Origin of the sequence: Acinetobacter higginsii (assembly GCF_000369525.1) — a bacterium.
Taxonomy (GTDB): domain Bacteria; phylum Pseudomonadota; class Gammaproteobacteria; order Pseudomonadales; family Moraxellaceae; genus Acinetobacter; species Acinetobacter higginsii.
On sequence record NZ_KB850072.1, the window covers coordinates 1549077 to 1575573 of the forward strand.

The 26497-nt window shown below is 39.8% G+C and carries 25 protein-coding genes and 1 pseudogene; 15 read left to right on the forward strand and 11 right to left on the reverse strand.

Annotation, left to right across the window (positions count from 1 at the left end):
* Positions 1 to 300: 300 nt before the first annotated feature.
* From F902_RS13465 to F902_RS13485, 5 genes are all read left to right on the forward strand, one after another.
* Positions 301 to 540 (forward strand): sulfurtransferase TusA family protein, encoded by a 240-nt coding sequence (locus F902_RS13465; RefSeq protein WP_004806594.1) that lies wholly within the window; start codon positions 301 to 303, stop codon positions 538 to 540.
* A gap of 131 nt (positions 541 to 671) precedes the next feature.
* On the forward strand, positions 672 to 1541 hold the full coding sequence (rpoH, locus tag F902_RS13470) for an RNA polymerase sigma factor RpoH (RefSeq protein WP_004653896.1): 870 nt from the start codon (positions 672 to 674) through the stop codon (positions 1539 to 1541).
* A 107-nt stretch (positions 1542 to 1648) separates the two neighbouring features.
* Positions 1649 to 2014 carry a DUF423 domain-containing protein gene (locus tag F902_RS13475; RefSeq protein WP_004806592.1) on the forward strand — a complete coding sequence of 122 codons (366 nt, stop codon included), beginning with the start codon at positions 1649 to 1651 and terminating at the stop codon, positions 2012 to 2014.
* Between the two features lie 9 nt (positions 2015 to 2023).
* The gene (gene thiS, locus F902_RS13480) at positions 2024 to 2221 is read left to right on the forward strand and encodes a sulfur carrier protein ThiS (protein ID WP_005204241.1); all 198 of its coding nucleotides are present in this window, start codon (positions 2024 to 2026) and stop codon (positions 2219 to 2221) included.
* A gap of 23 nt (positions 2222 to 2244) precedes the next feature.
* The gene (locus F902_RS13485) at positions 2245 to 3030 is read left to right on the forward strand and encodes a thiazole synthase (protein ID WP_004639328.1); all 786 of its coding nucleotides are present in this window, start codon (positions 2245 to 2247) and stop codon (positions 3028 to 3030) included.
* Positions 3031 to 3093: 63 nt separating this feature from the next.
* Here F902_RS13485 and F902_RS13490 read toward each other — a convergent pair whose 3' ends face one another.
* Genes F902_RS13490 through yaaA form a run of 4 tightly spaced genes read right to left on the reverse strand, consistent with a single transcriptional unit; the run spans position 3094 to position 5497 of the window.
* Complete coding sequence (locus F902_RS13490) at positions 3094 to 3786, reverse strand: hypothetical protein (protein ID WP_004806588.1); 693 nt, start codon at positions 3784 to 3786, stop codon at positions 3094 to 3096.
* A gap of 13 nt (positions 3787 to 3799) precedes the next feature.
* On the reverse strand, positions 3800 to 4420 hold the full coding sequence (locus F902_RS13495) for an HD domain-containing protein (RefSeq protein WP_004806586.1): 621 nt from the start codon (positions 4418 to 4420) through the stop codon (positions 3800 to 3802).
* A 9-nt stretch (positions 4421 to 4429) separates the two neighbouring features.
* Entirely contained in the window at positions 4430 to 4693 is a 264-nt protein-coding gene (locus F902_RS13500) for a hypothetical protein (RefSeq protein WP_004806584.1), read from the reverse strand.
* 21 nt (positions 4694 to 4714) lie between these two features.
* Positions 4715 to 5497: a peroxide stress protein YaaA gene (gene yaaA, locus F902_RS13505; RefSeq protein ID WP_005204244.1), complete on the reverse strand. Its 783-nt coding sequence runs from the start codon at positions 5495 to 5497 to the stop codon at positions 4715 to 4717.
* Between the two features lie 124 nt (positions 5498 to 5621).
* On the opposite strand from yaaA, the gene F902_RS13510 reads away from it, so the two are divergent.
* Both F902_RS13510 and F902_RS13515 read left to right on the forward strand, forming a co-directional pair.
* Positions 5622 to 6251: an alpha/beta hydrolase gene (locus F902_RS13510; RefSeq protein ID WP_005204245.1), complete on the forward strand. Its 630-nt coding sequence runs from the start codon at positions 5622 to 5624 to the stop codon at positions 6249 to 6251.
* A gap of 92 nt (positions 6252 to 6343) precedes the next feature.
* Positions 6344 to 7414 (forward strand): DUF2157 domain-containing protein, encoded by a 1071-nt coding sequence (locus F902_RS13515; RefSeq protein ID WP_005204247.1) that lies wholly within the window; start codon positions 6344 to 6346, stop codon positions 7412 to 7414.
* Here F902_RS13515 and rtcR read toward each other — a convergent pair whose 3' ends face one another.
* A complete protein-coding gene (gene rtcR, locus F902_RS13520; RefSeq protein WP_005204249.1) occupies positions 7415 to 9016 on the reverse strand; it encodes an RNA repair transcriptional activator RtcR in 1602 nt (533 codons plus the stop codon).
* A gap of 67 nt (positions 9017 to 9083) precedes the next feature.
* On the opposite strand from rtcR, the gene F902_RS13525 reads away from it, so the two are divergent.
* Together F902_RS13525 and F902_RS13530 are read left to right on the forward strand one after the other, a co-directional pair.
* On the forward strand, positions 9084 to 10046 hold the full coding sequence (locus F902_RS13525; protein WP_017401936.1) for a ribonuclease Z: 963 nt from the start codon (positions 9084 to 9086) through the stop codon (positions 10044 to 10046).
* 254 nt (positions 10047 to 10300) lie between these two features.
* A complete protein-coding gene (locus tag F902_RS13530) occupies positions 10301 to 11914 on the forward strand; it encodes a TROVE domain-containing protein (protein WP_005204251.1) in 1614 nt (537 codons plus the stop codon).
* 907 nt (positions 11915 to 12821) lie between these two features.
* Here the strand turns inward: F902_RS13530 and F902_RS22905 are convergent.
* Positions 12822 to 13112, reverse strand: a pseudogene (locus F902_RS22905) (hypothetical protein).
* A 534-nt stretch (positions 13113 to 13646) separates the two neighbouring features.
* On the opposite strand from F902_RS22905, the gene F902_RS13535 reads away from it, so the two are divergent.
* From F902_RS13535 to rtcA, 4 genes are all read left to right on the forward strand, one after another.
* The gene (locus F902_RS13535; RefSeq protein ID WP_005204253.1) at positions 13647 to 14915 is read left to right on the forward strand and encodes an RtcB family protein; all 1269 of its coding nucleotides are present in this window, start codon (positions 13647 to 13649) and stop codon (positions 14913 to 14915) included.
* A gap of 29 nt (positions 14916 to 14944) precedes the next feature.
* Complete coding sequence (locus tag F902_RS13540) at positions 14945 to 15676, forward strand: hypothetical protein (RefSeq protein WP_228129739.1); 732 nt, start codon at positions 14945 to 14947, stop codon at positions 15674 to 15676.
* A 28-nt stretch (positions 15677 to 15704) separates the two neighbouring features.
* The gene (locus tag F902_RS13545; RefSeq protein WP_005204257.1) at positions 15705 to 16163 is read left to right on the forward strand and encodes a DIP1984 family protein; all 459 of its coding nucleotides are present in this window, start codon (positions 15705 to 15707) and stop codon (positions 16161 to 16163) included.
* 258 nt (positions 16164 to 16421) lie between these two features.
* Complete coding sequence (gene rtcA / locus F902_RS13550) at positions 16422 to 17483, forward strand: RNA 3'-terminal phosphate cyclase (protein ID WP_005204259.1); 1062 nt, start codon at positions 16422 to 16424, stop codon at positions 17481 to 17483.
* Between the two features lie 18 nt (positions 17484 to 17501).
* Here rtcA and F902_RS13555 read toward each other — a convergent pair whose 3' ends face one another.
* The 4 genes from F902_RS13555 to pheA all read right to left on the reverse strand — a co-directional run bounded on the left by F902_RS13555 (position 17502) and on the right by pheA (position 23209).
* The gene (locus F902_RS13555) at positions 17502 to 18962 is read right to left on the reverse strand and encodes an aminoacyl-histidine dipeptidase (RefSeq protein WP_005204261.1); all 1461 of its coding nucleotides are present in this window, start codon (positions 18960 to 18962) and stop codon (positions 17502 to 17504) included.
* A 102-nt stretch (positions 18963 to 19064) separates the two neighbouring features.
* Positions 19065 to 19448, reverse strand: a complete 384-nt coding sequence (locus F902_RS13560) for a hypothetical protein (RefSeq protein ID WP_004653914.1) — start codon at positions 19446 to 19448, stop codon at positions 19065 to 19067.
* A 291-nt stretch (positions 19449 to 19739) separates the two neighbouring features.
* On the reverse strand, positions 19740 to 21989 hold the full coding sequence (locus tag F902_RS13565) for a bifunctional prephenate dehydrogenase/3-phosphoshikimate 1-carboxyvinyltransferase (RefSeq protein ID WP_005204262.1): 2250 nt from the start codon (positions 21987 to 21989) through the stop codon (positions 19740 to 19742).
* 110 nt (positions 21990 to 22099) lie between these two features.
* Positions 22100 to 23209, reverse strand: coding sequence for a prephenate dehydratase (gene pheA / locus F902_RS13570; protein ID WP_005204264.1), 1110 nt, complete (start codon positions 23207 to 23209; stop codon positions 22100 to 22102).
* Positions 23210 to 23400: 191 nt separating this feature from the next.
* Here pheA and F902_RS13575 point away from each other — a divergent pair, with 191 nt between their 5' ends.
* Positions 23401 to 24336, forward strand: a complete 936-nt coding sequence (locus F902_RS13575; protein ID WP_005204266.1) for an alpha/beta hydrolase — start codon at positions 23401 to 23403, stop codon at positions 24334 to 24336.
* Positions 24337 to 24452: 116 nt separating this feature from the next.
* Positions 24453 to 25076: a hypothetical protein gene (locus tag F902_RS13580; protein ID WP_005204268.1), complete on the forward strand. Its 624-nt coding sequence runs from the start codon at positions 24453 to 24455 to the stop codon at positions 25074 to 25076.
* Between the two features lie 53 nt (positions 25077 to 25129).
* Here F902_RS13580 and F902_RS13585 read toward each other — a convergent pair whose 3' ends face one another.
* Complete coding sequence (locus tag F902_RS13585) at positions 25130 to 26275, reverse strand: acyl-CoA dehydrogenase family protein (RefSeq protein WP_005204270.1); 1146 nt, start codon at positions 26273 to 26275, stop codon at positions 25130 to 25132.
* Between the last annotated feature and the right edge of the window lie 222 nt (positions 26276 to 26497).

Sequence of the window (26497 nt, forward strand, 5' to 3'; positions counted from 1 at the left end):
CAACAAGGTTTTAAAATATTTATAATTTTAAAGCTTGTAATCATTCTGTAAAACTATCAACAATTTCCGGTTACATCCATTTGTTATAGAGTTTAAAACAATTAATTTGCATTAAACAACTTTCTAAAACGCATCGAGCTTATCATGGGTTTATCACAATTAATAGAATTATTTTTAGTTATTTCCGATGTTTCTATCTGTTTTTTTCAATAATTTAGCTGTTTTTTTAATGAAATTTTTCTCTCAAAAATTACGCAAAAATTTGTTAAGATAATTTTGAATGAAGTGATTTAATCGTATATGACCAACACATCCAACACACCCATCATTATTGATGCTTTAGGGCAACCTTGCCCAATGCCACTATTGATGTTGAAGCGCGCCTTAAAGAAAGCCAACGGCATACAACAATATCTATTGAAATCTTCTGATCCACATAGTGAAATTGATGTAACACGATATTGCCAAATTCAGCAACTTCAATGTTTAACTCAGAAAATTTCAGATCGTGAATTTCACTATTTAATTGAATCTACGTGATTCTTTGCTAAACTCTAGCTAAAGATAAACTAGATAACTTTACATTTTTATACTCAAATTTCCTTAGTGATGAAGAACATTCGCATTAAGATGAAATTGTTGACTTAAATACCATCCTATAAGGAGACTCCATGACTACTGACAGCAGCAATCAATTGATGCCCCTGTCATTGTCTGCGCCAGGCGTAAACCTTGGTGCATATATCAGTACTGTCAATCAAATTCCAATTCTAACTGCCGAGCAGGAAAAAGAACTTGCTGAGCGTTATTATTATGACCAAGATCTTGATGCTGCCAAACTATTGGTAATGTCACACCTACGCTTTGTTGTCCATATTGCACGTAGTTATGCAGGTTACGGATTGCCACAAGGCGATCTCATTCAAGAAGGTAACCTTGGATTAATGAAAGCGGTCAAACGCTTCGATCCAAATATGGGGGTTCGCTTAGTTTCTTTTGCAGTGCACTGGATTAAAGCCGAAATCCATGAATATGTGATTCGTAACTGGCGTATTGTCAAAATCGCAACGACCAAGGCACAACGTAAATTATTCTTTAACTTACGTAGTCTTAAAAAATCAAGCAAACGACTCACTTTGGAAGAAGCGAAATCAATTGCCAATGATTTGAATGTCACACCAGAGCAAGTGCTCGAAATGGAAGGTCGCTTAACCGCTTATGATGCTGCTTTTGAAGCTCAAGGCGATGATGATGACGATACACCACATACAGCACCTGCACTGTATCTCGAGGATAATCGTTACGATCCTGCTCGATTAGTTGAAGAAGAAGACTACGAAGAACAAAGCACCACTGCCTTACATGAGGCAATGGATCAGCTTGATGATCGTTCACGGAATATTTTACAACGTCGCTGGTTAGATGATGACAAATCAACTTTGCATGAACTGGCTGCAGAATATAATGTTTCCGCAGAACGTATTCGCCAGCTTGAAAAGAATGCAATGGAAAAAATCAAAACCGCCATGTCTGCAAGTTAAAATCGAATCAAACACAAGGGCTTTAATGCCCTTTTGTTTTATCTGGCTTTGTTTAAGCACCCGAATATGTTAACTTTGTTCATCAAATTTCCAGTTCCATTATCATTATGTGGATAGCTATCTCGGCGCTTAACCTTGCGCTTGCAGTTATGTTGGGTGCTTTTGGTGCTCATGGACTCAAATCTTTTGCAACCCCAGAACAACTTACTTGGTGGGGTACAGCAACTCAATACTTTTTCTATCATGCGATTGGATTGCTTATCTTAGGCGTCCTGCATAAAACTACAGCAACATTTCCAATAAAAATTCCTTTTATTTTGATCCAAATTGGTATCATCTTTTTCTGCGGTTCGTTGTACATTATGGCGCTCGGCCTACCTCGCATTTTAGGTGCGATTACACCGATTGGCGGTGCGTTTATGATAGCGGGCTGGCTGTTACTCGCATGGCAAGCAATCAAGCATGCGAAATAAGGATTGATCATGCACATCTATTTAAATGGCGAGTCAACAGACACGTCTTGTGAAAACCTACAGCAATTGATTCAGAATTTAGCCTTAGAAGGCAAACGCTTTGCTGTAGAGAAGAACCAACAGATTATTCCGAAAAGTAGACTTGAGCAAACGACGATTGCTCCTGAAGATCGTATTGAAATTATTCAAGCTGTTGGTGGCGGCTAATCGGCTAAAAATGGAGTAAGCCCATGCAAGATTCCCCTTTAATTATTGGTTCACGTACTTTCCAATCTCGTTTATTGGTCGGAACTGGTAAGTATAAAGATCTCAATGAAACTGATTTAGCCATTCAAGCCAGTGGTGCTGAGATTGTCACAGTGGCAATCCGTCGTGTAAACATTGGTCAGCATGCCGATCAGCCGAATTTGCTTTCAGTGATTCCACCTGAGAAATACACGATTTTGCCAAATACAGCAGGTTGCTTTGATGCCGATAGCGCGATTCGTACCTGTATGCTGGCACGTGAACTGCTTGATGGTCACAATTTGGTGAAGCTAGAAGTGCTCGGTGATGAAAAAACTTTATACCCAAATGTCACTGCAACACTGAAAGCAGCGCAGACCCTGATTGATGATGGTTTTGAAATCATGGTCTACACCTCGGATGACCCAATTGTTGCCCAAGAACTTGAAAGTATGGGTTGTGTTGCGATCATGCCTTTGGGCAGTTTGATTGGTTCTGGTCTCGGTATTTTGAATCCACACACCATTTCCATCATCAAAGAGAACGCTAAGGTTCCTGTGTTGGTGGATGCAGGTGTGGGTACCGCCAGTGACGCTGCCATTGCAATGGAACTCGGTTGTGACGGCGTATTAATGAATACAGCAATTGCTGCTGCACAAAATCCAATTTTAATGGCTTCTGCCATGAAAAAAGCGGTTGAAGCAGGTCGTGAAGCATTTTTAGCGGGTCGTATGCCGCGTAAGCGTATGGCCAATGCCAGCTCGCCTGAGACAGGTTATTTCTTTAAGTAAGAAAAGAAAAAGCAAAGGGAGCTATTTGCTCCCTTTTTTAATCGCCAAAACACTCATTTCTTTCTAGCATTTTAATGTTATCTGCAATGAGCTTTTTATATCATTCACAATATATTTTGGTGCAAGGATAAACAAAAGCATTTCAGCCCAATAAGGCTCACTCTTAGCATACACTTCCATCGATAATTTTTTCATTAATTGGCAATAATCATGATAAGCAATGCGATGAGTTTTATAGTTCACAGGACCATCAAACAAATTAAAAATCGTATTAAGTTCATATTGAGTTATATCAGCATTCCTTCCGACCGGCTGAGGATAAAATTCCTTTAATGTTGAATATTTAAACAACAACCAGTTTAAAGAATAAATGACTCTGGAATCATAAACTGCATAAGCCTGATGATCCATAAATGATGCGACTTTTGATAAAGAAGAGATCACTGAAAAAGTAGTTCTTGTTAAAGCACCTTTTGTAAGTTCACTTTCAAATTTAAGCAATAACAGATCATTTTTAGGATTTTGCTTAAAAGAACGTATACCTCCCCACTCTTGAATCAACCAGTACCGACCAGCTAAATCATCTGAATTCAATAAAGAATTGAAATTATGTTTTAAATAAATATTTTGCTCAAATACGGAGGCAAGATGTACAGGGATTGGTAATGGATTACTTTCTGGCAACTCCCATATAAAATATTTTTCTAACGGATGCTGTTTCGCTAGCTCTTTCAATGTTTGAATTAGCTGATCCATGATTCTCTCAATTCTAAATGTTTAATATTCGATTTAAATTTTGCTTCGCCCTTTGCTCAAAATTCTGTTGAAAATATTCGGTTTGATACAGTGATTCTGTCTGATAAAAATGCGCTAGAACTTCTTTTCTCTTAATCGCATAAACATCTGGATCTACCCAAGCATATTCCTGTTGAATCTGCTGCTCATACTCCGCAAAACGCTCTGGCGAAGCCGCTAGAATCGCTAAGTCAATATCCAGTAAAAACTGCAAATCCAACTCATTCGTCGATTCGTGCTTTTGCGTGGCAATAATCCACTGCTTTATCTTCTGAACAATATCAATTGATAAATCTTGAGCTAAATATTGCTCGAATAGCTCAGCACTTTTCAGCTCATTATCTTTTGCTTGTGGATCATAAACCGCATCATGAAACCAGAGCGCCAATGCAACAGCATGTACATCATTTAAATCAGCTCGAATCGAATCAACTAGAACTAGACATTCATACAAATGTTGCAGCGCATGATAAGCCCGCTGCTTTTCACTGTAGGCAGCAATCAACTTATTAAAAACTTTCTGCGGCTCTGAAAAATGATAATGCTGATGCAGCTCAAACCATGATTTTTCTAATGTAGATAAATACTGCGGCATTGCTCATCCTCATTGGATTTCTTTATTCAGCCATTTTGCTAATGATTCAGCATCTTTACGCTCTAGAAAAAGCTGATACAAGGTACAGGAACCAAACTCATGTTTTAGTTCCTGTTGGCGCATAGGATGATTACCAAATCGGAATCGTCGAGTACCGTCTCGATCAAGCGGCAATGCATACACCCCATAACTACGAGGTTCTGTCAAATGCCCTTTTATCTGGACTTGATCAGACGATATCGCGTGTTTTAATAAATGTTCTTTGGTTAACATCCCACCCTGCCCAAGGCAAACCTAAGCTGCGTGCTGTTCATCTCGCTTAAAGACCAATTCTTTATTCGATGAACTTTCAGCATCAAAGTAATACCCTTCACTATCAAATGCTTTTAATTGTTCTACTTGGCTTAATTTATTCTCAATCAAGTATCTTGCCATCAGACCACGCGCTTTTTTCGCATAAAAACTGATGACTTTATATTTTCCGTTCTTTTGATCCAAGAATACAGGCTTGATAATTTCTGCCTGAATTTTCTTTTCATTCACAGATTTATAATATTCGTCAGAGGCCAAATTTACCAACACTTTTGCATCAATTTCAGCTAAATCTTGGTTAATTTGATCTGTGATAATACTGCCCCAGAATTCATATAGATTATGACCGCGGCTATTTTTTAGTTTAGTGCCCATTTCCAAACGGTACGGCATCATTAAATCTAATGGACGTAATAAACCATAAAGACCAGACAGCATACGTAAATGCTGTTGGGCAAAATCAATATCTTGGTCTTTTAAGTGATAAGCATCTAAACCCGTGTACACATCACCTTTAAATGCAAACAAAGCTTGACGTGCATTGGAAAAATCAAAATCTGCATTCCAGTCACGGAAACGCTCTACATTTAAATTGGCAATTTTTTCACTCACGGTCATCAACGATGCAATTTCTGTCGCAGAAAGCTTGCGACAAACATCAATCAATTGTTGTGATTGCGCCAACAAACGTGGTTGAGTATGTGTATCTGTAGGAAGTGCTGTGGTGTAATCGAGTGTTTTAGCAGGAGAAATTAAAGCAAGCATAATCAATCAAAATAAATTTATCTTGGTGAAACTATAACAGTTGATAATTTTTAATGCCAATTCGTGTTCTCGTTCAGTTTTATCGGTAAAATAGTGGATTCTTCCATTATCCATTGCGTATCTTATGTCTGAGCAATTATTCATCCAAGGTCCTGTTGGTCAAATCGAAATGTTTGTTGATCAACCCCAAGGTGAAATCACAGGTTTTGCTGTCGTCTGCCACCCACATCCTTTGCAAGGTGGTACTCCGCATCATAAAGTCCCTGTTTTACTGGCTCAGATTTTTAATGAAATGGGGTGTGTAGTGTACCGTCCTAGCTTCCGTGGTTTAGCTGGCAGTGAAGGTACTCACGACCAAGGGCATGGCGAAACTGATGATATTATGGCCGTGATTGAATATGCCCGTGCAAAACATGCAAGCTTAACCTTCTATGCAGGTGGTTTCAGTTTCGGCTCTCATGTGCTCGCAAAATGCCAAGCGCAACTTAGCAATGAGTTACGTCCAAAGCAATTGGTATTATGTGGCTTACCTACAGGTTCTGTGGTGGATTTACGCCACTACACAACTCCTGCAATTGACGGCGATATCTTATTTGTACATGGTGAACAGGATGATATTACCCTGCTCTCAGATATGATCGCGTGGGCAAAACCACAAAAACATCCGATCACGATTTTACCAGGCGCCAATCATTTCTTTACTGGTTATCTAAAACAATTACGTCAAGTGATTGCTCGCTTTTTAAAACTGTAGACTTAACAACAAATTACTAAGAAAAACATACGTGTTTTGAATCCAATGTCTGTTATATCAATATAGATGTACAGACATCAGGTTCTTTAATAATGAAATTAAATAAAAAACAGGGACTTTTTTTAAAGCAAACCATTGAGCAATGGCAACAGCAAGGTACGATTACGCCTGATGTGGCCAATGAGCTAAATCAGAGCTTTTCGATTCGACCTTTTGATTGGGAGCGACTGGCAAAATATTCATTCTGGATTTCCATGATTTGTGCCGTGATCGCGATTGCCGCAATTACCGCAGATAAATTCTTAATGGAGCTGATTGAAAAAATCTTTATTGATTCAAAAATCATTCCATGTCTGATTTTTGCTGCAGTTGCAACGGCCTTTTATGGCTTTGCCTATCATCGACGCAAGACCAAACCCTTGCATCAATTTAGCAATGAAGCGATTATTTTTGCAGGCGTGCTGTCTACCGCAGCGTCTGTCGCCTATTTCGGCCAAGCGATTGATACTGGTAGTGGGCATTTTTCTTTATTATTCCTGCTTTCCACCATAATTTATGCAGCACTTGCCTTCTGGTTTCCCTCTAAACTGATTTGGGTGTTCTCGCTGCTTTCACTCGGTTCTTGGTTTGGGACGGAAACAGGCTATATGTCGGGCTGGGGTGCCTATTATCTTGGGATGAACTTCCCTTTACGCTTTGTCTTGTTTGGCGGCGTACTGATTGGATTAAGTCTGCTGTTTAAACGGTATGTGCATTTTAAGGAATTTGCCCATTCAACCTATGTCATGGGCCTGCTGTATCTATTTATTGCCCTATGGATTCTCTCAATCTTTGGCAATTATGGTGACTTAGGGAGTTGGTATAGCGTCAAGCAATATGAGCTGTTACATTGGGGTGTACTATTCGCATTTATTGCCATCATCGCGATGGTCTATGGCTTAAAACACGATGATGCCACCTCACGCGGTTTTGGTATCACCTTCTTATTTATTAACCTCTACACCAAGTATTTTGAGTTCTTTTGGAATGGCATGCACAAAGCCATTTTCTTTATCTTGCTCGCTGCATCTTTCTGGTGGATTGGCCGACATGCTGAAAAACTCTGGAACTTAGAGTTTCTACCCAGCCAATCTCAAATAAAGAAAGATCATCCAGCTGAATGATTACTGAAAATCACTCCAACTCAAGCCAAACCGAGCCAAATATTTTTTGACTCGGTCGCTGTCATTAGTGGTATTACGTTGCTGGCGTGAAGCAGCAAACAGCTGGCGTCCTGCATCCGCCATCGACTTGGCATTTTCACAGACTTGCAGCACGCCACGCAGTTGAATCTGATCAAACTCATCGATCTCGCTCAACTGGGTTTGATCTAAATATTTGAGGAGAATATCGATATCTTTAGATTGGTTTTCTGTGGTTTGAATCGACCACAGTTGCTTTAAACGCTGAATCTCTTTTTCCACCGTTTCTGAACGGATCAACTCACCACTGGATAATGTCGCCAGCCGTGTCACACTAGCAGTCAAATCACGAAAATTTCCCTGCCATGATGCTTCCTTCGACTTGGCAAATTTCAAATACACATCAAGTGCATCACGTTGAAAACGTAATTGTCGTTGATGGTTCGCCGCAAAACGTTGCAACTCGAACTCAATATTGGGGGCAATATCTTCGATTCGATCTTTAAGATTGGGTAAAAAGAAAGTCCATGTATTCAATCGTGCCCATAAGTCCTCACGGAAACGCCCTGCTTGCACTTCAGTTCTTAAATCTTTATTTGTCCCTGCGATCAATTGAAAATCGGCCTGAACCTCTTTATCACTTCCGACTGGAAAAAAAGATTTATCTTCAAGTGCCTTAAGCAACATCGCTTGCTCATCTAACCCAAGCTCGCCAATTTCATCCAAAAACAGAATCCCCTGATCAGCACTTTTTAATAAGCCTGCTCTTGAAGCCGCTGCCCCGGTAAAAGCCCCTTTGATATGCCCAAACAAACTCGACATGGCACTATCACCACGAAGCGTCGCACAGTTCACATCAATAAAACGCCCACTTAGATGAAACTTGTCTTTCTTTAATTGAAAAATTTGTTTGGCTAAATGCGATTTACCTACACCTGTCGCCCCCATAATCAAAATCGGCGCACTAGAGCGTGTCGCCACCAACTCAACCTCGGTAATCAGTTGATTAAATTCATCATTATAGGTTGAAATATTGGCTTTTAACTGTTGCCAGTTTTGTTGTTGCTCATCTTCAAAACGCTGCTTGAGGACATCATAGCGAGATAAATCCAGATCAATAATGCGATATTCACCTTCTGGTGTTTTCTGTTGATTTGGCGCACTTTGAATCAATTTGGCAGGTAAATAATTGGTATCGACCAGTAGATACCAACAGATTTGAGCAACGTGTGTGCCTGTAGTGATATGTAAAAGATAGTTATTTTTTTCAGTATCAAAGGGATAACTTTTCACAAAGTCATATAGCGCACCATAAACCTCAGCAAAATCCCAAGGATCACGGATACTCACTCGCTGACCCGATACTGTGGTCAATGGCGACACATCCTGAGCATCTTCAGCAATAAATTTGACTAAATTATGATGTTGTCGATCATGTAATAGTACCAATTCATCTACAATCAGATCTTCATGCATCAGAAGGCTCAAAGTCGGACGCCAACGCTGCCAACGATCAGGACGCTTTCCTTGATCTAAGGTAGAACCCACAAAGCCAATTACGACTGTTTTCTTTGCATTCAGCATAATTTCTATAATATTTTATATATGTCTATCACATACAATACGCAATTCAATGAAAAATTCCAACAATATGCTTCATTTTACTTTTTTAGGCACATCTTCAGGTGTACCCACGCTCACACGCAACGTTTCTGCCCTAGCAATCCGCAACAGCAAGAATAAAGACTGGATATTGGTTGATGCAGGTGAAGGTACACAGCATCGCATTCAACAGGCCAAACTTTCATTACAAAGCTTAGTTGCCATCTGTATTACCCATATACATGGTGATCATTGTTATGGATTAGTCGGCTTATTGGCCAGTGCTGGTATGAATGCACGCACAGCACCTTTAACCATTATTGCTCCAGAAGAAATTCAACAATGGATTAAAGCCACAGCTCAGCTGACCGATCTGCATTTACCCTACCCGCTTAATTTTATTGATGTGAATGAAGCCACTCAAATACTACAAATAACAGATGAACTTTCGATTCAAGCCCACCCACTCAGTCATCGTGTACCCAGTTTTGCATTTAGTATTATTGCGCAATATATCCAAAAGAAATTAGATACACAGGCCTTAATTCAACTCGGCGTAGCAAAAGGCAAAGTTTGGGGCGATTTACAGCAAGGCTTAGACGTCCAGTTAAATGAGCAAACCTTAAAAGCGGTTGATTTTATTCAAATTCAAACGCAACGTGCACATGCGATTGTCGGTGGAGATAATGATCGTCCTGAGTTATTGGCACAAGCTTGCCAAGATGCCCAGCTCTTGATTCATGAAAGCACCTACACCCAAGCCATTTTAGATAAAGTGGGTTCAGGCCCCATGCATAGTTCGGCAAAGATGGTTGCAGAATTTGCTCAACAACAAGGTCTAAGCAATCTGATCCTGACACACTTTAGCCCACGCCATCAAGACAGTGCTGGACAGCAAGTGATTGCGGAAGAAGTTAGAAATTTCTATAAAGGCAACTTCTACTTGGCTCATGATTTTGATCAATTTAGCTTAGACGAGACAGGTCGGCTTTCAAAAATCGATAAATCCTAATAGATCACCTGATATATGATCTATCAATAAAATCCAAGGATAGATCATATATCTTTTTTAATACTTTCATATCTATTTAGATATATTTTACATATTAAAATCTACTAACTTTTTCCAACAAAAAATATTAATTATTTTATTTTCAATAATTATCAATATCTTATAAAAATTTAAAACAAAAACAAGAATATTGGCACACTCTCTGCAATAACACACCCAAGAAACAACAACTTGAATTTTATAGAGAATGGGTCATGGTAAACCAGACAATTTTTGCCTCTCAGGCAACTAAAAAACAATTGATCAGTAATGAAGCTGGCGGTCGTGCATTTCAATTAAATCACCGTCAAGCCTTAGCTCAGCTTGCTGCAACAGGCACGTTGAATCATACCTTTTATCAAACCGCACAAATGCAATTGGATCAGATATTGGTACTAACACAAGATATTGATGCAGAATTTATTGCTAAAACGGCAGTTTACACTCGCCAAAATAGCCACATGAAAGACATGCCAGTTTTATTATTGGCAATTTTATCACAACGTGATCAAAGCTTATTTAAAGCAGTATTTCCATTGGTGATTGATAATGGCAAACAGTTACGTAATTTTGTACAAATCATGCGTTCAGGGGTAATACAACGCAAATCTTTGGGCAGCTTGCCAAAGAAAATGATCAATCAATGGTTGATCAATGCCAATGAAAATCAATTGTTGGCAGCCAATATTGGCAATCAACCTTCTTTAGCAGATGTATTAAAAATGACTCATCCAAAACCTAAAGATGCAACTCAGGAAGCGTTCTTTGCTTATGTGCTCGGTAAAAAATACGAGCTTGAGCAGTTGCCTGCCAAAGTTCAAGCCTTAGAAAAATTCCGTCAAGGTTTAAGCCATGATGTTCCTGACTTGCCAATGCAACTTCTCACCAATTTACAGCTTTCAGCACAACAATGGGCTGAGATTGCTAAAAACGGAGGTTGGCAGATGTTAAGAATGAACTTGAATACTTTTGCTCGTCATGGTGTATTTCAAATCGAAGGCATGGATGAAATCATTGCAAATAAATTACAAGATCAGGATATGATTCGCAAAAGCCGAGTTTTGCCCTATCAATTAATGACAACTTGGTCGGCATTGGATGATGCTGTCCCTCAAGTTGTACGGCAATCTTTGGAACAGGTGATGCGAGCCGCTTTGCAAAATGTGCCTCGCCTCACTGGTCGCGTGGTTGTTGCGATTGATGTCTCAGGTTCAATGGCAAGCCCCGTGACAGGCTATCGTAAAGGCACAACATCAACTTTACGTTGTGTCGATGTGGCATCGTTATTTGCTTGTGCGTTAAAGCAAGTAAATCCTGACATTCAAATTACGCCGTTTGATACACAACTTCATTCATTGAATATTGCGGAAAATGAATCTGATCAAACAAGCTTATTTGGTCGATTAAAACAGGTTTTTACAGGTGGTAAAACACGCTCTATTTTTGAAGTCGCCAAACAATTTGCTGCGCTTGGTGGCGGTGGAACGGATTGTAGCATTCCATTAAATCGACTCAATCGAGATCAGACACCTGTCGATTTGATGATTTATTTTTCAGACAATGAGTCTTGGGCTGACCAGTTACGCACACGCCATAAAACAGGCATGTTGTATGAATGGGATATTTTAAAACAACGCTGTCCAGAAGCAAAATTGGTCTGCGTAGATTTACAGCCATATACGCACACTCAAGTACCTGAACGTACTGATGTGATGAATATTGGTGGTTTTAGTGACCATGTATTTACGCTGATTGATTTATTTTCGCAGGGTAAAATGCACGCTGATCACTGGATCAATAAAATTGAACAAAGCAAATTACCGACTTGATTCGTCAGGTCTGTAAATAGGGTAAATGCTTTAGGAACTACATCTTTCCAATGTTTTTGTTTCTAAATTCAATTTGTTACCCTATAATAAAAATTGCACAAATGCAGATGGAACTACATCACTATCCTTCCAAGATAGCTCAGTGAAAGCTGGCTCGATGTTTCATCATTATTGTTGTGCAAGGAATGGTTGTAATAAATACAGATAGAACTACATCCTGTAGATAAAACGTTTCATTACACCTTGTTATTACAACCAACCAGTAAAATGCAAATAGGACTACATTTGTTGAGGGTTCAAGTCCCTTCAAATTGATGAAAATCAGTTTGTAGCTCAATTGGATAGAGCCATGTATAAAAGGTCTTATCATTTTTGTTTACTGGCCTATGCAAAATGCAGTCAGGACTACAATAAGGGATTCACCGTTAGCAATAACTTGATGGTTCGAGTCCATCTTGATCGACCTCGATCAATGGCGGAAAGGGAAACGCAGTGGAAGAGTTGTCTTGGCGATTAATTGTTTGCATATTTTTTTGTGGTACGGCATAAAATGCTTTTAGGACTACATCCTACCCCATAAATGTGAGTAACCACTCTCACCTGCATCTACAGTGTATGCAGTCGTCTAAATTAAGGCATATGATTTAAGTCTTAGATAATTTTGTTTATGTCGCTTCATCACAAATGCCAATGGGACTACATGGCGAATGCGAAAGCATAGAGTTCAAATCTCTAATCCTTTTTAAGGAAAGTCTCATTATTTTTTGTTGTGATGATCATCTTTAATCTCAATCAAATGCGATAAGCACTACATAGCAAAATCGTGCGTAGTTGTATATCTATTTTCATAGATAAGACAGCTAAGGAAAAAGTGTTTATCCTCCTTGTTGATTGAGATTCACCCTCTTTATGGAATATCAGGCGAAAAGAAATCAAATATTCTTCGTAATAGGCGAAATGGTAAAGTAATAATTCGATACACCACTTCAATAGAAGTATCAATCAAATCGAACCAATCCCAAACATCATTTCAACGATGATACCCCTCTCGTTTCGGTTTCACCCAATAAGCAAATAAAAAACAAACTAAACTTAGTGCGAGAAGCATAAGAGTAAAATCTTGCAACAAGAACTGCACAAGACAAAATACCCCTGCAACAAATAAAATAATCGTAAGTAGATAACGAAAAAGATCCATAAGATTTAGCAATTTATTTATGTTTTGTTATGTTTATAGCATGACCTTAAACAAAGACATACTTACATGCAGATTAAACAACAGATTTTCATCTGAAAAATATCAAACAGCGCCACATCTATTTGCTAAAGCAGCAATATGAAACACCCATGAGAAAAGACAAAGCTGGCTATCAAATAGAAATCAGGATTTCTTTCTTCAACCCTGCACTCAACAATACCTGATAATTAAAAATTGCAAGCGAGCTAAAATTTGCTTGGAAAAGCAAATATATGAAAATTGAAAAATATCTTTTAAGATATTTTTATATCTAATTAAATATAAATTCCATGCAGAAAGAAAACCAACACATCTCAACTCAATACAATTAAAATCTTATTTTTATTAATTATCAACATATTAACATTACATGGGTCGATTTTTAAAAAGTTGGCACGGTCACTGCAATAGTATAAGCACACAACATCATTGGGATCTTGTGAATATCACCTGCCTGCAAACGCTTGGCAGGCAGGTTTTGAAAGGAAAATGAAAATGTCTGTCGTTGAACAAATCAACCAACAAGCTCAATCTGAACAAGAACAGCAACAACGTGCTTATCAAGTTCTAAAAGATGAAACGAGTATGCCAGTAAAAATGTGGACCAATGGTGTACTTGTTGACGACAACTCAAAACAACAATTGCTGCAAACTGCCCAAATGCCCTTTATTTATAAATGGATGGCTGTGATGCCAGACGTTCACTTTGGCTTAGGTGCAACCATCGGAAGCGTGATTCCAACCAAAGGTGCAATTATCCCTGCTGCCGTAGGTGTCGATATTGGGTGTGGAATGATGGCGACTCGTACCAGCCTAACCGCTTCTGATTTACCAGATAATTTACATGCTTTGCGTACTGAACTTGAACGTTTAATTCCACATGGAATGACCAAACGTGGAAGAGATAAAGGTTCTTGGGAAACACCACCTGAAATGGTAGACCAAGCTTGGGCAGATTTAGTTGCAGATTTTGAGTTCATCTGTGCCAAACACCCTCGCCTAAAAAACACCAACAATCGAAAACAGCTAGGAACACTAGGTACAGGAAATCACTTCATAGAAATTTGTTTGGATGAACATGATCATGTTTGGATTATGTTGCACTCAGGTTCTCGTGGTGTGGGTAATGCCATCGGTAATCATTTTATCGAACTGGCGCGAAAAGATATGCAAAAACACTTTATTAACTTACCCAACAAAGACTTGGCGTATTTAGTTGAAGGAACAGAACATTTTGATGATTACTGGTTTGCAGTAGGTTGGGCTCAACGCTTTGCCATGAAAAACCGTGAAATCATGATGCAGTCTGCCATTAAAGCCTTAGCAACGATTATTCCGAAACCGTTCCAAGCACGATTAGAAGCCGTAAACTGCCACCATAACTATGTGGAAAAGGAAGAGCATTACGGCGAAGAAGTGATGGTGACCCGTAAAGGCGCTGTTCGTGCGCGTTTGGGAGAATATGGAATTATCCCAGGTTCAATGGGTGCCAAGTCCTTTATTGTTCGAGGTCTTGGAAATCAGGAATCGTTCTGTTCATGTTCGCATGGTGCAGGTCGCGTAATGAGCCGTGCTGAAGCCAAACGACGTTTTACTGTAGAAGATCAGATTGCGCAGACTGAAGGTGTGGAATGCCGTAAAGATGCTGCTGTGATTGATGAGATTCCATCAGCTTATAAACCGATTGAAGATGTGATGAATGCACAAAAAGATTTGGTTGAAGTGGTGTATACCTTACGACAAGTGGTTTGTGTAAAGGGTTAAATATGATCCATGAGGCTGAGGAAAATAAAATGACTACTCTAACTGATTTAAAAAATTTAATTACAGAGGCTTATCAACTATTTTCCTCATATTTAATGGGGGATCAATTTGAGGTTTGTCATGGTACTTGCTGCTTACAAACCGCAGATGGTGAATTATTAAAACGTCTACCAGTGGCACTGCTTAATTGCAGATTGATTTATGAATATCTTGATGCTGCTGAAAGTATGGATAAATTTGCATTAGCACAACAAATTAAACATTTGCTACCTAAAATATTGGAATTACTGATTCAAGGCGAAAACCTTAGTCATAGCACAGAAATTATTTTAAACAAATGTTATTTTAATTTAGAGAACGCTTGGAAAACGAAAGAAATCCAATTTATGCAGAAATTTACTTTGGCTTTCTTCCAATATAAAGCAATATATTTCGATGAAAATTATAGCTTAGATGAATACATTACTATCTTTCATCTAGCAGGCTTAGATATTCAACCATTACTTGATGAGTGGGTTCTTTTATTAACTCACCATTCAGCATTAATTAATTTAGCAAATATGCTCAATTATTGGTTCTACAATGGTATCTACAACAATAGTTTTGCGGATCATAAGCTAAAACAAATCATGTATGTTTGGATTAAAAATTCAGAGCGTCAAAATATCATATTAGATCAATTTCTATATGCACTTGAACAGAATAGTTTAACTCCACAGCAAATAGAAACAATCAATTCCGCCTCTCACCATCTTTATTAAAGAGAAATGAAAATAAAGGTAAATTCAAATGAAACTTGCAGAAGCACTTTTACTGCGAAGCGATCGACAAAAAAAGCTCGCTTCATTAAAACAACGGATCAATGCCAATGTATTGGTACAAGATGGCGATGAACCAAGCGAAGATCCAAATGAACTGATCAAACAGGTATTTGCTTTAACCCAAGAAAGCAATCAACTGATTTGTCGTATTCATTTGACCAATGCGCAAGCCAAGTTGGAGGATGGAAAAATATTGCTGTCCCTACTAAGCTTACGCGATAGTTATGCTGAACAACATAAGATCCTCGTTGATGCGATTGCCAATACCCATCGTGAACCGGATCGATATAGCTCACGTGAGATTAAATGGCAAAAAGTTATCCCTGTTTCTAGTTTGCAAAAACAAGCCGATGATATCAGCGCGAAACTTCGCGATTTAAATATCAAAATTCAGGCTGCAAATTGGCAGATTGAATTAGTCGAATAGACAATAGATTTTGTGAATTGAATTCACAATTACAGTTTGGACATACTGGGCGAGTACAAGATCCTGCATTACTCCGATCTGAGGGATTAAAAATAATTCAGGCGGCTATGGCAGCATGTGAGCCGTGCATCAATCTTCACTTATTAGGCTCAGCACCATGTACCTAGTAAACCTTTGCCGAAAGCAAAGTCACGCGTTACTTAGCATTACCATGTACTGACAGTATGTTCATTTAATTAGAAAATAAGGAAAATAGAAGTGAATAAAGCTTTGGCAAATATGCCAGCAACCATCCAAATTGATGGTTCACAAGGTGAAGGTGGCGGACAAATTTTAAGAACCGCTCTTGCCCTTTCGATGATTACAGGTCAAGCATTTGAATTAATCAACATTCGAGCTGGACGCAAAAAACCAGGCTTAATGCGCCAGCATTTGGTCTGTGTACAGGCATCTCAACACATCAGCCAAGCCTATGTGGAAGGTGCTGAGCTCCATAGCCAGCGTTTGTACTTCGCACCACAGCATGTACAAAGTGGAAAATACCAATTCCAGATTGGTTCGGCAGGAAGCACAACACTGGTTTTACAAACCCTGTTACCTGCTTTGTTATTGCAAAATGAAGCCAGTGATCTCACGATTTCTGGGGGTACTCATAATCCACTTGCACCAACGGCAGATTTTATCGAGCATTGCTTTTTACCAACATTAGAAAAACTTGGAATAGAGGTCGAGTTTAAGTTAAACAAAGCAGGCTTCTTACCGATTGGTGCTGGTGAACTTCAAATCAAGATTCAGCCTTGGCAACATCGAAACAAGCTAAATTTATTAGATCGTGGTAGTTTGCAAAGCACTGAGGCTTTTGCAGCAGCATTAAACCTTTCCGAAGAAGCACAAATTGCACAGCGGGAATTAGCGACTTTAAATAAAAGACTGAATTTAGATACTCAACAGCAATTCCATTTAAATGGGATCAGTCAAGGCAATACGATGTATGTCAAAGTTGCATACACGCAGCACATTCAGCTATTTACTGCTTTAGGTGAAATGCGAAAAAGTGCAGAGCAAATTACCAATCATTTGGCCGAACAGGTGAAGCAATATATTGCTTCTCAAGCGGCGGTGGATGAATATTTAGCGGATCAGTTGTTATTACCTTTGGCATTAGGTCAAGGTGGTGAATTTGCGGCACAATGTATTAGCGAACATACCCGTACACAGGCTGACATGATTGAAAAATTTATTGATTGCAAGATTGAGTTTATCGAACTAGACAAAAACCTATTTCAGGTCAATGTTAAAGTAAAAGAAGCCCATTCATGAGCTTCTTTTTTATGAAATTTATTTAACAGACTCTAACGCCGTCACCAATAACTTCCAGCATTTTTCTACGGTATCCACTTTAACGCGTTCACCTGGTGCATGTGCACCCTGAATATCTGGGCCAAACGATACCATCTGTAAATCAGGATAATGCTCCGCAATAATGCCGCACTCCAAACCCGCATGAATTACTTTCAAATTCGGTTTAATTTTAAATGCAGACTGATAAGCTTGTTGTAGGCATTTCAATGCAGCTGAATCTGGATTCGGTGTCCAACCTGAGACCAACGGTGTTAATTCAGATTGAATCTGGAAATTGGCAAAATGCTGTTGAATGTTTTGTGCAAATGTCACTGCATCTTGGTTCACCATCGAACGAACCATAATTAAAGTTTTGGCTTCGTCTTTCGTCAGTTTGACCACACCAATATTATTCGAGGTCTCAACCACATCGGGTAAAGCACTACTCCACTGTGCAATGCCGTATGGACACGTTGCAAATGCCTTCAACCAAGCTTGTTGCTGCTGCAATGTCATAACTTCATTTATCGGATTAGCATTTTGCTGTACGCTGATCTGTAGCTGATCATCAATACCCTGTAATTTTTTCTGCCACTCAGCTTGTGTTGCCGAAACTGCTTTTTCTAGACCAGCCAATTTTTCAGTTTCAATGGCAATGGTTGCCACAGCTTCACGCGGGATGGCATTGCGTGCTGTTCCACCGACAAACTCTACCAGTCGACCATTGGATCGTGTCAAATAGTCATTAAGGAAATTGGCTAGAATGACATTGGCATTACCCCGACCCAGATGAATATCCACTCCAGAGTGACCGCCTTTTAAACCCGATACCAGCAAATCTACATAAATCAAATTTGCAGGTGCTGGTTCATATTCAGGTGATTGTTGTACTTCAATATCAATACTTCCAGCGCAGCCAAGATAGAGTTCGCCCCATTCTTCGGTATCAATATTAAATAACCACTGTCCAGTTAACACGCCTGACTCAAGTAAACGAGCGCCACTCATTCCTGCTTCTTCATCAATAGTGAGAAGAACTTCGATTGGCCCGTGCGTGATATCGCTGGATTCTAATACAGCCAGTGCAAGTGCAACTCCAATGCCATTATCGGCACCTAGTGTGGTATTTTCAGCAATCAGCCAGCCGTTTTTTAATACAGGTTGAATGGGATCTTTAAAGAAATCATGTTGCGTACCACGATTTGCCTGAGTCACCATATCTAAGTGCCCTTGCAAAATCACACCTGCAACGTGCTCTTTACCTGCTGTAGCAGCTTTTCGAATAATTAAATTACCAATGTCATCGACATAAGTTTCTAGGTTGCGCTGTTCCGCCCAATCTTTTAAATGTTGTCTGAGTTGTTGTTCATGCTTGGATGGTCGAGGAATCGTACATAAGGTCTCAAAATGTTGCCAAACTGCTTGGGGTGATAATTTAGAAAAATCGACCTGTATCATGCACCTATACTCTCAAATAAAGCGTTTAAATCAATATACACCATACAACTCAAATGGCGGTGCTTAAATCACTTCAATTAAGATTTTATGCGCAAAATTGACTTAGCTTTTCCACACAAACTGAGAAAAACTATGTTCTGCTTTTAAACTGTTTTCAACAGCCTGAGCCAATTGGCGGATAATACTTTGTGTTTCTATACGCTCAAACCAAGCTTGTTCTTGCTGTGGATTGGCTGAGATTTCACAAAGAATATGTCCTTCGGTATCTTGCTGCGAGCATAAGATTGAAAGTGGTAACTGGTGATTGTCGATACGCACTTCAATTTTTTCATGCTCATGACGAATATGCTGTGCATCAAAACCATATTGTTCTAATTGTTTATATAGCAATGCTGCCACGTACTCTTGCGTGATATAGCATTCATTCGGTGGATGATCAACCACCCCATGTTTTGGGCAATCTGCTATAAATTGCAACGTTTTCATGCTATTCCCTCTATTTTTTATGTTTTAACTCTGGATCGCAGAGTAAATCCGACGCGAACGGTAAGAATTATTATATATACAATTGTCTTTAATAGATTAGCTGATTGTCTTAGTTCTATAGCTAAATTGATAAATTTAGACCCGATTAGATATGTACATCTACAAACTCAGCATTTTTATTATTTAAACGTTTTCGCCTTATGTTTAGCCAATTGTTTTTATGAATATGCTTATAAAAAAAGCAGCATTTAACTTAATTAATCAAGCTAAATACTGCCTTTTCAGATCAGCTTATGGATTCACAACCTGTAAATCCAAACCTGCTATATTTGCAAGTTCGGTGAAGGTTGGGAAACTAGTTGCCACAGTTTCTGTACCATGAATGGTGATATTACCTGAAGTACGTAAACCTGCCATACTGAAACTCATGGCAATACGGTGGTCATGGTGTGATTCAATTTCACCACCAGAGAAAATGGCTGACCAGTCACCAGACTTGCCCTTACCTTCAATGATGATGCCATCGTCAGTTGGAGTACAGTCAATGCCCATGGTTTTCAAACCATCTGCCATCACTTGAATACGGTCAGATTCTTTAACACGCAGCTCAGCCGCACCTGTCAGAACCGTTTGACCTTCTGCACAAGCCGCCGCAATGAATAATGCTGGGAATTCATCAATTGCTAATGGCACTTGGTCTTCTGGCATATGAATGCCTTTCAGCGTTCTAGAACCTTTGATATGAATATCTGCAATGGGTTCACCACCTGCAATACGTTCATTTTCTACAGTTAGATCAGCACCCATTTGCTTAAGAATTTCAATGACACCTGTACGCGTTGGATTGATGCCAACCGCTTCAAGGATCACATCGGCACCTTCGGTAATTGCAGCACCGACCATAAAGAATGCCGCTGATGAAATATCAGAAGGTACTTGAATATCGGTACCGACTAATTTGCCACCACCTACAAGCGAGATTTTATTGCCTTCGGTTTTCACATCATAACCAAAAGCACGCAACATACGTTCAGTATGATCACGGGTTGGTTCTGGCTCAGTCACTGAAGTTTCACCCGCAGCCCATAAACCCGCCAATAAAATGCCTGATTTCACTTGGGCAGACGCCATTGGTAAATCGTATTGAATCCCTTTAAGGGCTTGGCTACCTGTAATACTGACGGGTGGCGTACCTTTCTCACCTGTGGTTTGGATGAGTGCACCCATTTCACGAAGTGGTTTCGCAATACGTTCCATTGGACGTTTAGACAATGACGCATCACCGGTCATCACTGAATCAAATTTTTGCGCAGACAACATGCCAGATAGCAAACGCATACTGGTGCCTGAGTTACCCATATACAACGCGCTTGCTGGCGCTTTTAAACCTTGCATGCCCACGCCATGAATAGTGACTTCACCATTCTTCGGTCCTTCGATGCTCACACCCATGTCACGGAAAGCCTGTAAAGTTGCGAGTGCATCTTCACCTTCCAAGAAGCCTGTTACATGTGTTGTGCCTTCTGCAATCGCACCAAACATGATTGAGCGATGTGACACAGATTTGTCACCCGGTACGGTGAATTTACCTGTAAACGTTTTCTTTCCCGGTAAAATGGTAAATTGCTGTGTCACCTTGTTTTTCTCCATCAAAGGTTTTTTGGCCAACATATGGTTAAAATGCTGACGTGCTGCTTGAGCATGCCCGAGCAGTCCCATCAACGCGTGTGAATCTTCCTGTTCAATCAATTTCTTTAAAACGGACAATTGCTGTTCAAAGCCATCAACAGCATTTAAAATTGCGGTTTTATTGGCAAAGAAAATATCATGCCACATCTGTGGGTCACTGGCGGCAATACGCGAGAAGTCACGAAAACCTCCTGCAGCATAGCGGAAAATATCTAAATTATCTTCACGATTTGCCAGTTGCTCGACCAGATTGAATGCCATCAAATGCGGTAAATGGCTGGTATGTGCCAATACTTCATCGTGTTTGGTGACATCCATACAAATCACTTCTGCTTTTGCAGCAGACCAAAGTTGAATCAGTTTTTCAACTGCCCAATCGGCACTGGTCGGAAGTGGTGTCAAAATCACTTTATGATTGACGAATAAATCAACTTTACCTGCATGTACCCCAGTATGCTCAGCACCTGCAATCGGATGCCCTGGTACAAAACCAATAGGTAGCTTTTCACCAAATACAGCTTTTGCCGCATCAACCACATTGCCTTTGGTACTGCCCACATCGGTAATGATGACATTGTCTGCAAGATAAGGTTTGATCTGTTCCAGCACTTTTTGTGTCGCACGAACAGGCAATGCTAGGACAATTAAATCTGCATCCTGAACCGCTTCTTCTGGCGTTGCATAACCGTGTTGAATAAGACCGAGTGCCTTAGCATCTTCTAATGTTTTTTTTGAGCGTGTTGAAGCCACAATTTGAACTGCAAGTTGTTCTGCCACAATCACACGAGCAAGACTCGACCCAATCAGTCCAAGCCCAATAAATGCAACTTTCTTAAATAATGGTTGAGACATAAAACATATTTGCCTATGTAAAAATCTCCCCTAACCCCTCTTTAAAAAGAGGGGAAACTCCTCCCTTTTTAAAGGGAGGCTGGGAGGGATTCAAAATACAATAAATAGACCTATAAAACAGCGATTGGATAAGATCCGAGTACACGTAACTCTTTCACCATTGGACGAATTTCTTCCAATGCCGCTGCAACATTCTCCTGACCGATATGTCCTTCTAAATCGATAAAGAACACATAAGCCCATTTTTCAGGTAATGCAGGACGCGTTTCAATACTGGTCAAGCTGATCTGATGCTTGGCAAATGGCGCAAGAATTTCCAATAAAGCACCGGCACGATCATGTGCAGAGATCAATAAAGAGGTTTTATCATTACCGCTTTGAGGAATCTTCTCACGACCAATCACAAGGAAACGTGTGGTATTTTCAGGATTATCTTCAATATTGCTATGTAAAATCTCAAGGTTGTACATACTTGCCGCAATATCAGATGCGATCGCTGCTGAATGCCATTCGTTACGAATACGACGTGCCGCTTCCGCATTTGAGTTTAGCGCGACACGCTCTACCCCAGGATAATGTGCATCTAACCACTTACGGCATTGTGCCAAAGTTTGCTGATGCGCATAAATCTGCTTAATACTATCTTTGCGAGTATTTTCAGATACAAGGAACTGATGATGGATACGAAGTTCAACTTCACCAATTACATTAACTGTCGATGATTTAAAGCAATCCAGTGTATGGTTGACGATACCTTCTGATGAGTTCTCCACTGGAACGACACCATAATGTGCACTACCCGCTTCAACTTCACGGAATACTTCATCAATGGTTGGCAATGGACGCACAACAGCATCTTTACCAAAATGCTTTAGCACAGCCGAATGGGTATAAGTCCCTTCTGGTCCGAGGAATGCGATGCTTTGTGGTGCTTCAAGTGCCAAACATGCTGACATGATTTCACGGAACAAACGTGCCATGGTTGCATCAGACAAAGGTCCCTGATTACGCTCCATGACTTTACGCAGCACTTGAGCTTCACGTTCAGGGCGATAAAACAGCGGATTCTCTTCGGATGCAAATTTCGCTTTGGCTACAGCTTCTGCAAGCGTCGCACGGCGGTTGAGTAACTCTTGGATTTGTTGATCAACACTATCAATATCGTTACGAATTTGTTCTAAATTAAGTGAATTCGATGTGTTTTGTCCATCGTTTACCATTGAATGCAGCCTCAGCAAAATCATCTATAAGAATGGATTACAATTCATCTGTGAATTGATTATCCGAGCTAGTATAACAACACTTTAAGCTATTAAACACGCTGAGTTTTAACTCTTTTTATTACCAAACTTTATTGATAATGATTTTCATTATATATTGCTAGCAAAATTTCAATGCTTGCGAATAAATTATGTTTAAACCACTTGGTATTTTGACTTTTTCTCTGCTCATAGGAACACCATTGGCTTTTGCTCAACCAACTACGTTGAGCTCAAATAAAGCGCCTCTTAAATCACAAACCAATATTCAACAAAGCTTTGTAATCGCATCCAAATATACAAAACATGATTATTTGATTCAGATCTCGGTTCCTGCTGGTGAAGTCCCAAGTGAAGGTTTTCCTGTGCTGTATGTATTGGATGGCAATGCCGCATTTGATAGTGCTGCCAATATTGCTAAGTCGGTGGGTGGTGGTGCCAATCGTTTGGGCTTGAGTCCAGTCGCTATTGTTGCAATCGGCTACCCACAGCAAAACAGTTTTGATGTAGAAAAGCGTGCTTTAGACTATACACCTAAAGCATCGGCTGAGTTTCAAAAGCAAGCCAAGTACACTTATGGTGGTGCAGACCAATTTCTTCAGTTTATAGAAAAAGAGCTAAAACCTGCAATTCAAACCAAAATTAAAGTCAATTCACAGCAACAGAGTTTATTTGGCCACTCCTTTGGCGGACTGTTTGTTTTACATACTTTCTTTAGCCAACCACAAATGTTCCAACGTTATATTGCGGCCAGCCCTTCACTGTGGTTTGATAATTATGCGTTGCTCAATCGGCAGGCAGATTGGTTAAAGAATCAAAATAAAACTCAAGATATCATGCTGATGACCACAGTGGGTACACATGAACATGGTCGAAGTCCAACACCAGACGCTGAATCCTTGCAGAAGCAAAACAACTTCTATCAAAACTTTAATCAGCAACGTTCAAAGCATTTCTTGTTCTGGAATTATCGACATCCTGCTGAACAGCATTTGACTAATATGTATACCAGCTTACCGAAAGCGATTATGTTGGCAGGTTGTCAGCCACAAAGTTGTTCAAATCTATTTGATGAACCAACACCATAAAGTCCTGAATAAACATAGCTAAATTTAAGCGGGCTATTTGTTCCGCTTAAATTTGAACTTTTCTATAGAATAGATTGGTTATACTGCAAGAAGATGTCATAACAACAGTAAATACAATGAATAAGATTTTCGGCTTAGGTTTATTGAGCTTGATCAATATCGGTTTAAGCGCATGTAGCGGTTGCCCCATGATTGCAGGTTGCAATGGCACCGATCGATCACCTTACTTTATCACCCCGATGAACAGTCAGGCTCGGGGAATTCCTGTACCCCCTCAAACCAAATTGACCTATCAATCACAACACTTTAGACAGACCCATCAGCAAACTCATGCTTTAGAAGAACAAAACCTAACAGGCATCGCCTTGCCTGAAAATACTGCAATCCTTTGGGGAGGTATGCCCATTGATAAGTTTTTTCAATTTTCAAATCCCGAAATGAAGGGCTTTAGCGTCTATCCTGCAATAGGATTTAAATCAGAACAATCGAATGCATTTCTAAATTTATGGAAAAGTTGTGAAAGTGATTTAAGTATTTACCTAAAAAACACCAATGACTGGTCATTTAATCCATCTAATATGCAAATACGAGGCTGTGGCCGCTTTCAACAACGCAGTGAATATACGGAAGATATTTTTCGGCAAGATGAAGCCGATGAGTTTCTACGCAAGATCAATCAAGCCTTACAGCAATTACCTAAACAACAGAACTATCCCATCATCCAAAGACCAAGCAAATAGTCAAAACAAAACAGCCTGCTCAAAAGCAGGCTGTTTGACTAGATAAATGCGAATTAAGCTTTACCGATAATGCCACGCGCCACGATTTCTTTCATGATTTCGTTGGTTCCGCCATAAATACGCTGAATGCGCGCATCAACAAAGAAGCGTGAAATTGGATATTCAGTCATATAGCCGTAGCCACCAAATAATTGCAGCAAGTTATCAGCCACTTTCATTTGCATATCAGTACTAAAGCTCTTCAAGGCTGCGGCCGTTTCTACATCCAGTTTACCTTCATTATATAAAGCCACGTTTTGATTATAGAAAGCGGCTGTTGCCAACTCATCAATCTTTGCTTGCGCCAATACAAAACGTGTATTTTGGAATTGTGAAATTGCCTGACCAAAGGCTTGCCGTTCTTTTACATATGCTGTTGCTAAATCAATTGCACCACGGATTGCACCCAATGCAGTTGAAGCAATCGCGGTACGTTCACGCGGAAGCTCTTGCATCAAGTAAGCAAAACCTTGCCCTGCTTGACCCAACAATTGATCTTTCGGTACTTTGACATTATCAAAGAATAATTCTGAGGTGTCTTGTGAATGCAAACCAATTTTGTCGAGGTTAGTGCCCTTTTTAAAGCCTTCCAGATGCGTATCCACCAACATCAGTGACACACCTTTGGCACGCGCTTGGGGATCAGTTTTCACGGCAAGTACCACCAAATCAGCATGTTGACCGTTTGAAATAAAGGTTTTCGAGCCATTTAACACATAGTGATCATCTTGCAAAATGGCACTGGTACGCATCGCCTGTAAATCTGAGCCAGCACCTGGTTCTGTCATGCCAATAGCACCGACCACTTCACCCGATACCATTTTTGGCAACCAGTACTGTTTTTGTTCTTCTGTTGCAATGTGCTGGATATACGGCGCCGCAATTTCAGAGTGACATGAAATCGCGGTTGATAATGCACAGTAGCCCGCACGTGCAGACTCTTCAACCAACATCAATGAATAATGGGTTGGCACACCATAACCGCCATATTCTTCTGGGACATCAACACACAAGAATCCATTTTCGCCCAATTCGTTCCATACAGAACGCGGCATGATCCCTTCACGTTCCCATTGCTCATAATGCGGTGCAATCTGCTCGCTCATAAAGCGTTTAAAGTTATCGCGGAAGAGTTCCAAATCTGAATCGTAAGCTAACATCATTATTTCCTTTCGCTTTCATTGTTCTTAAAAATTCGTTCGCAGTCATGCTAATAACTTTTAGATAGGTTGTCATGTCCCGTTTACATCAAATCACTAGACTGATTCGGTCAATAATTTTGTTTGCATCGCCGATCTTTAGATCACAGTTGCTTATCGATTAAACAGCTTGTTGGTTTTTTTATGCTACGCCGCCCAGTTTTATGTCATATTCATTTTATT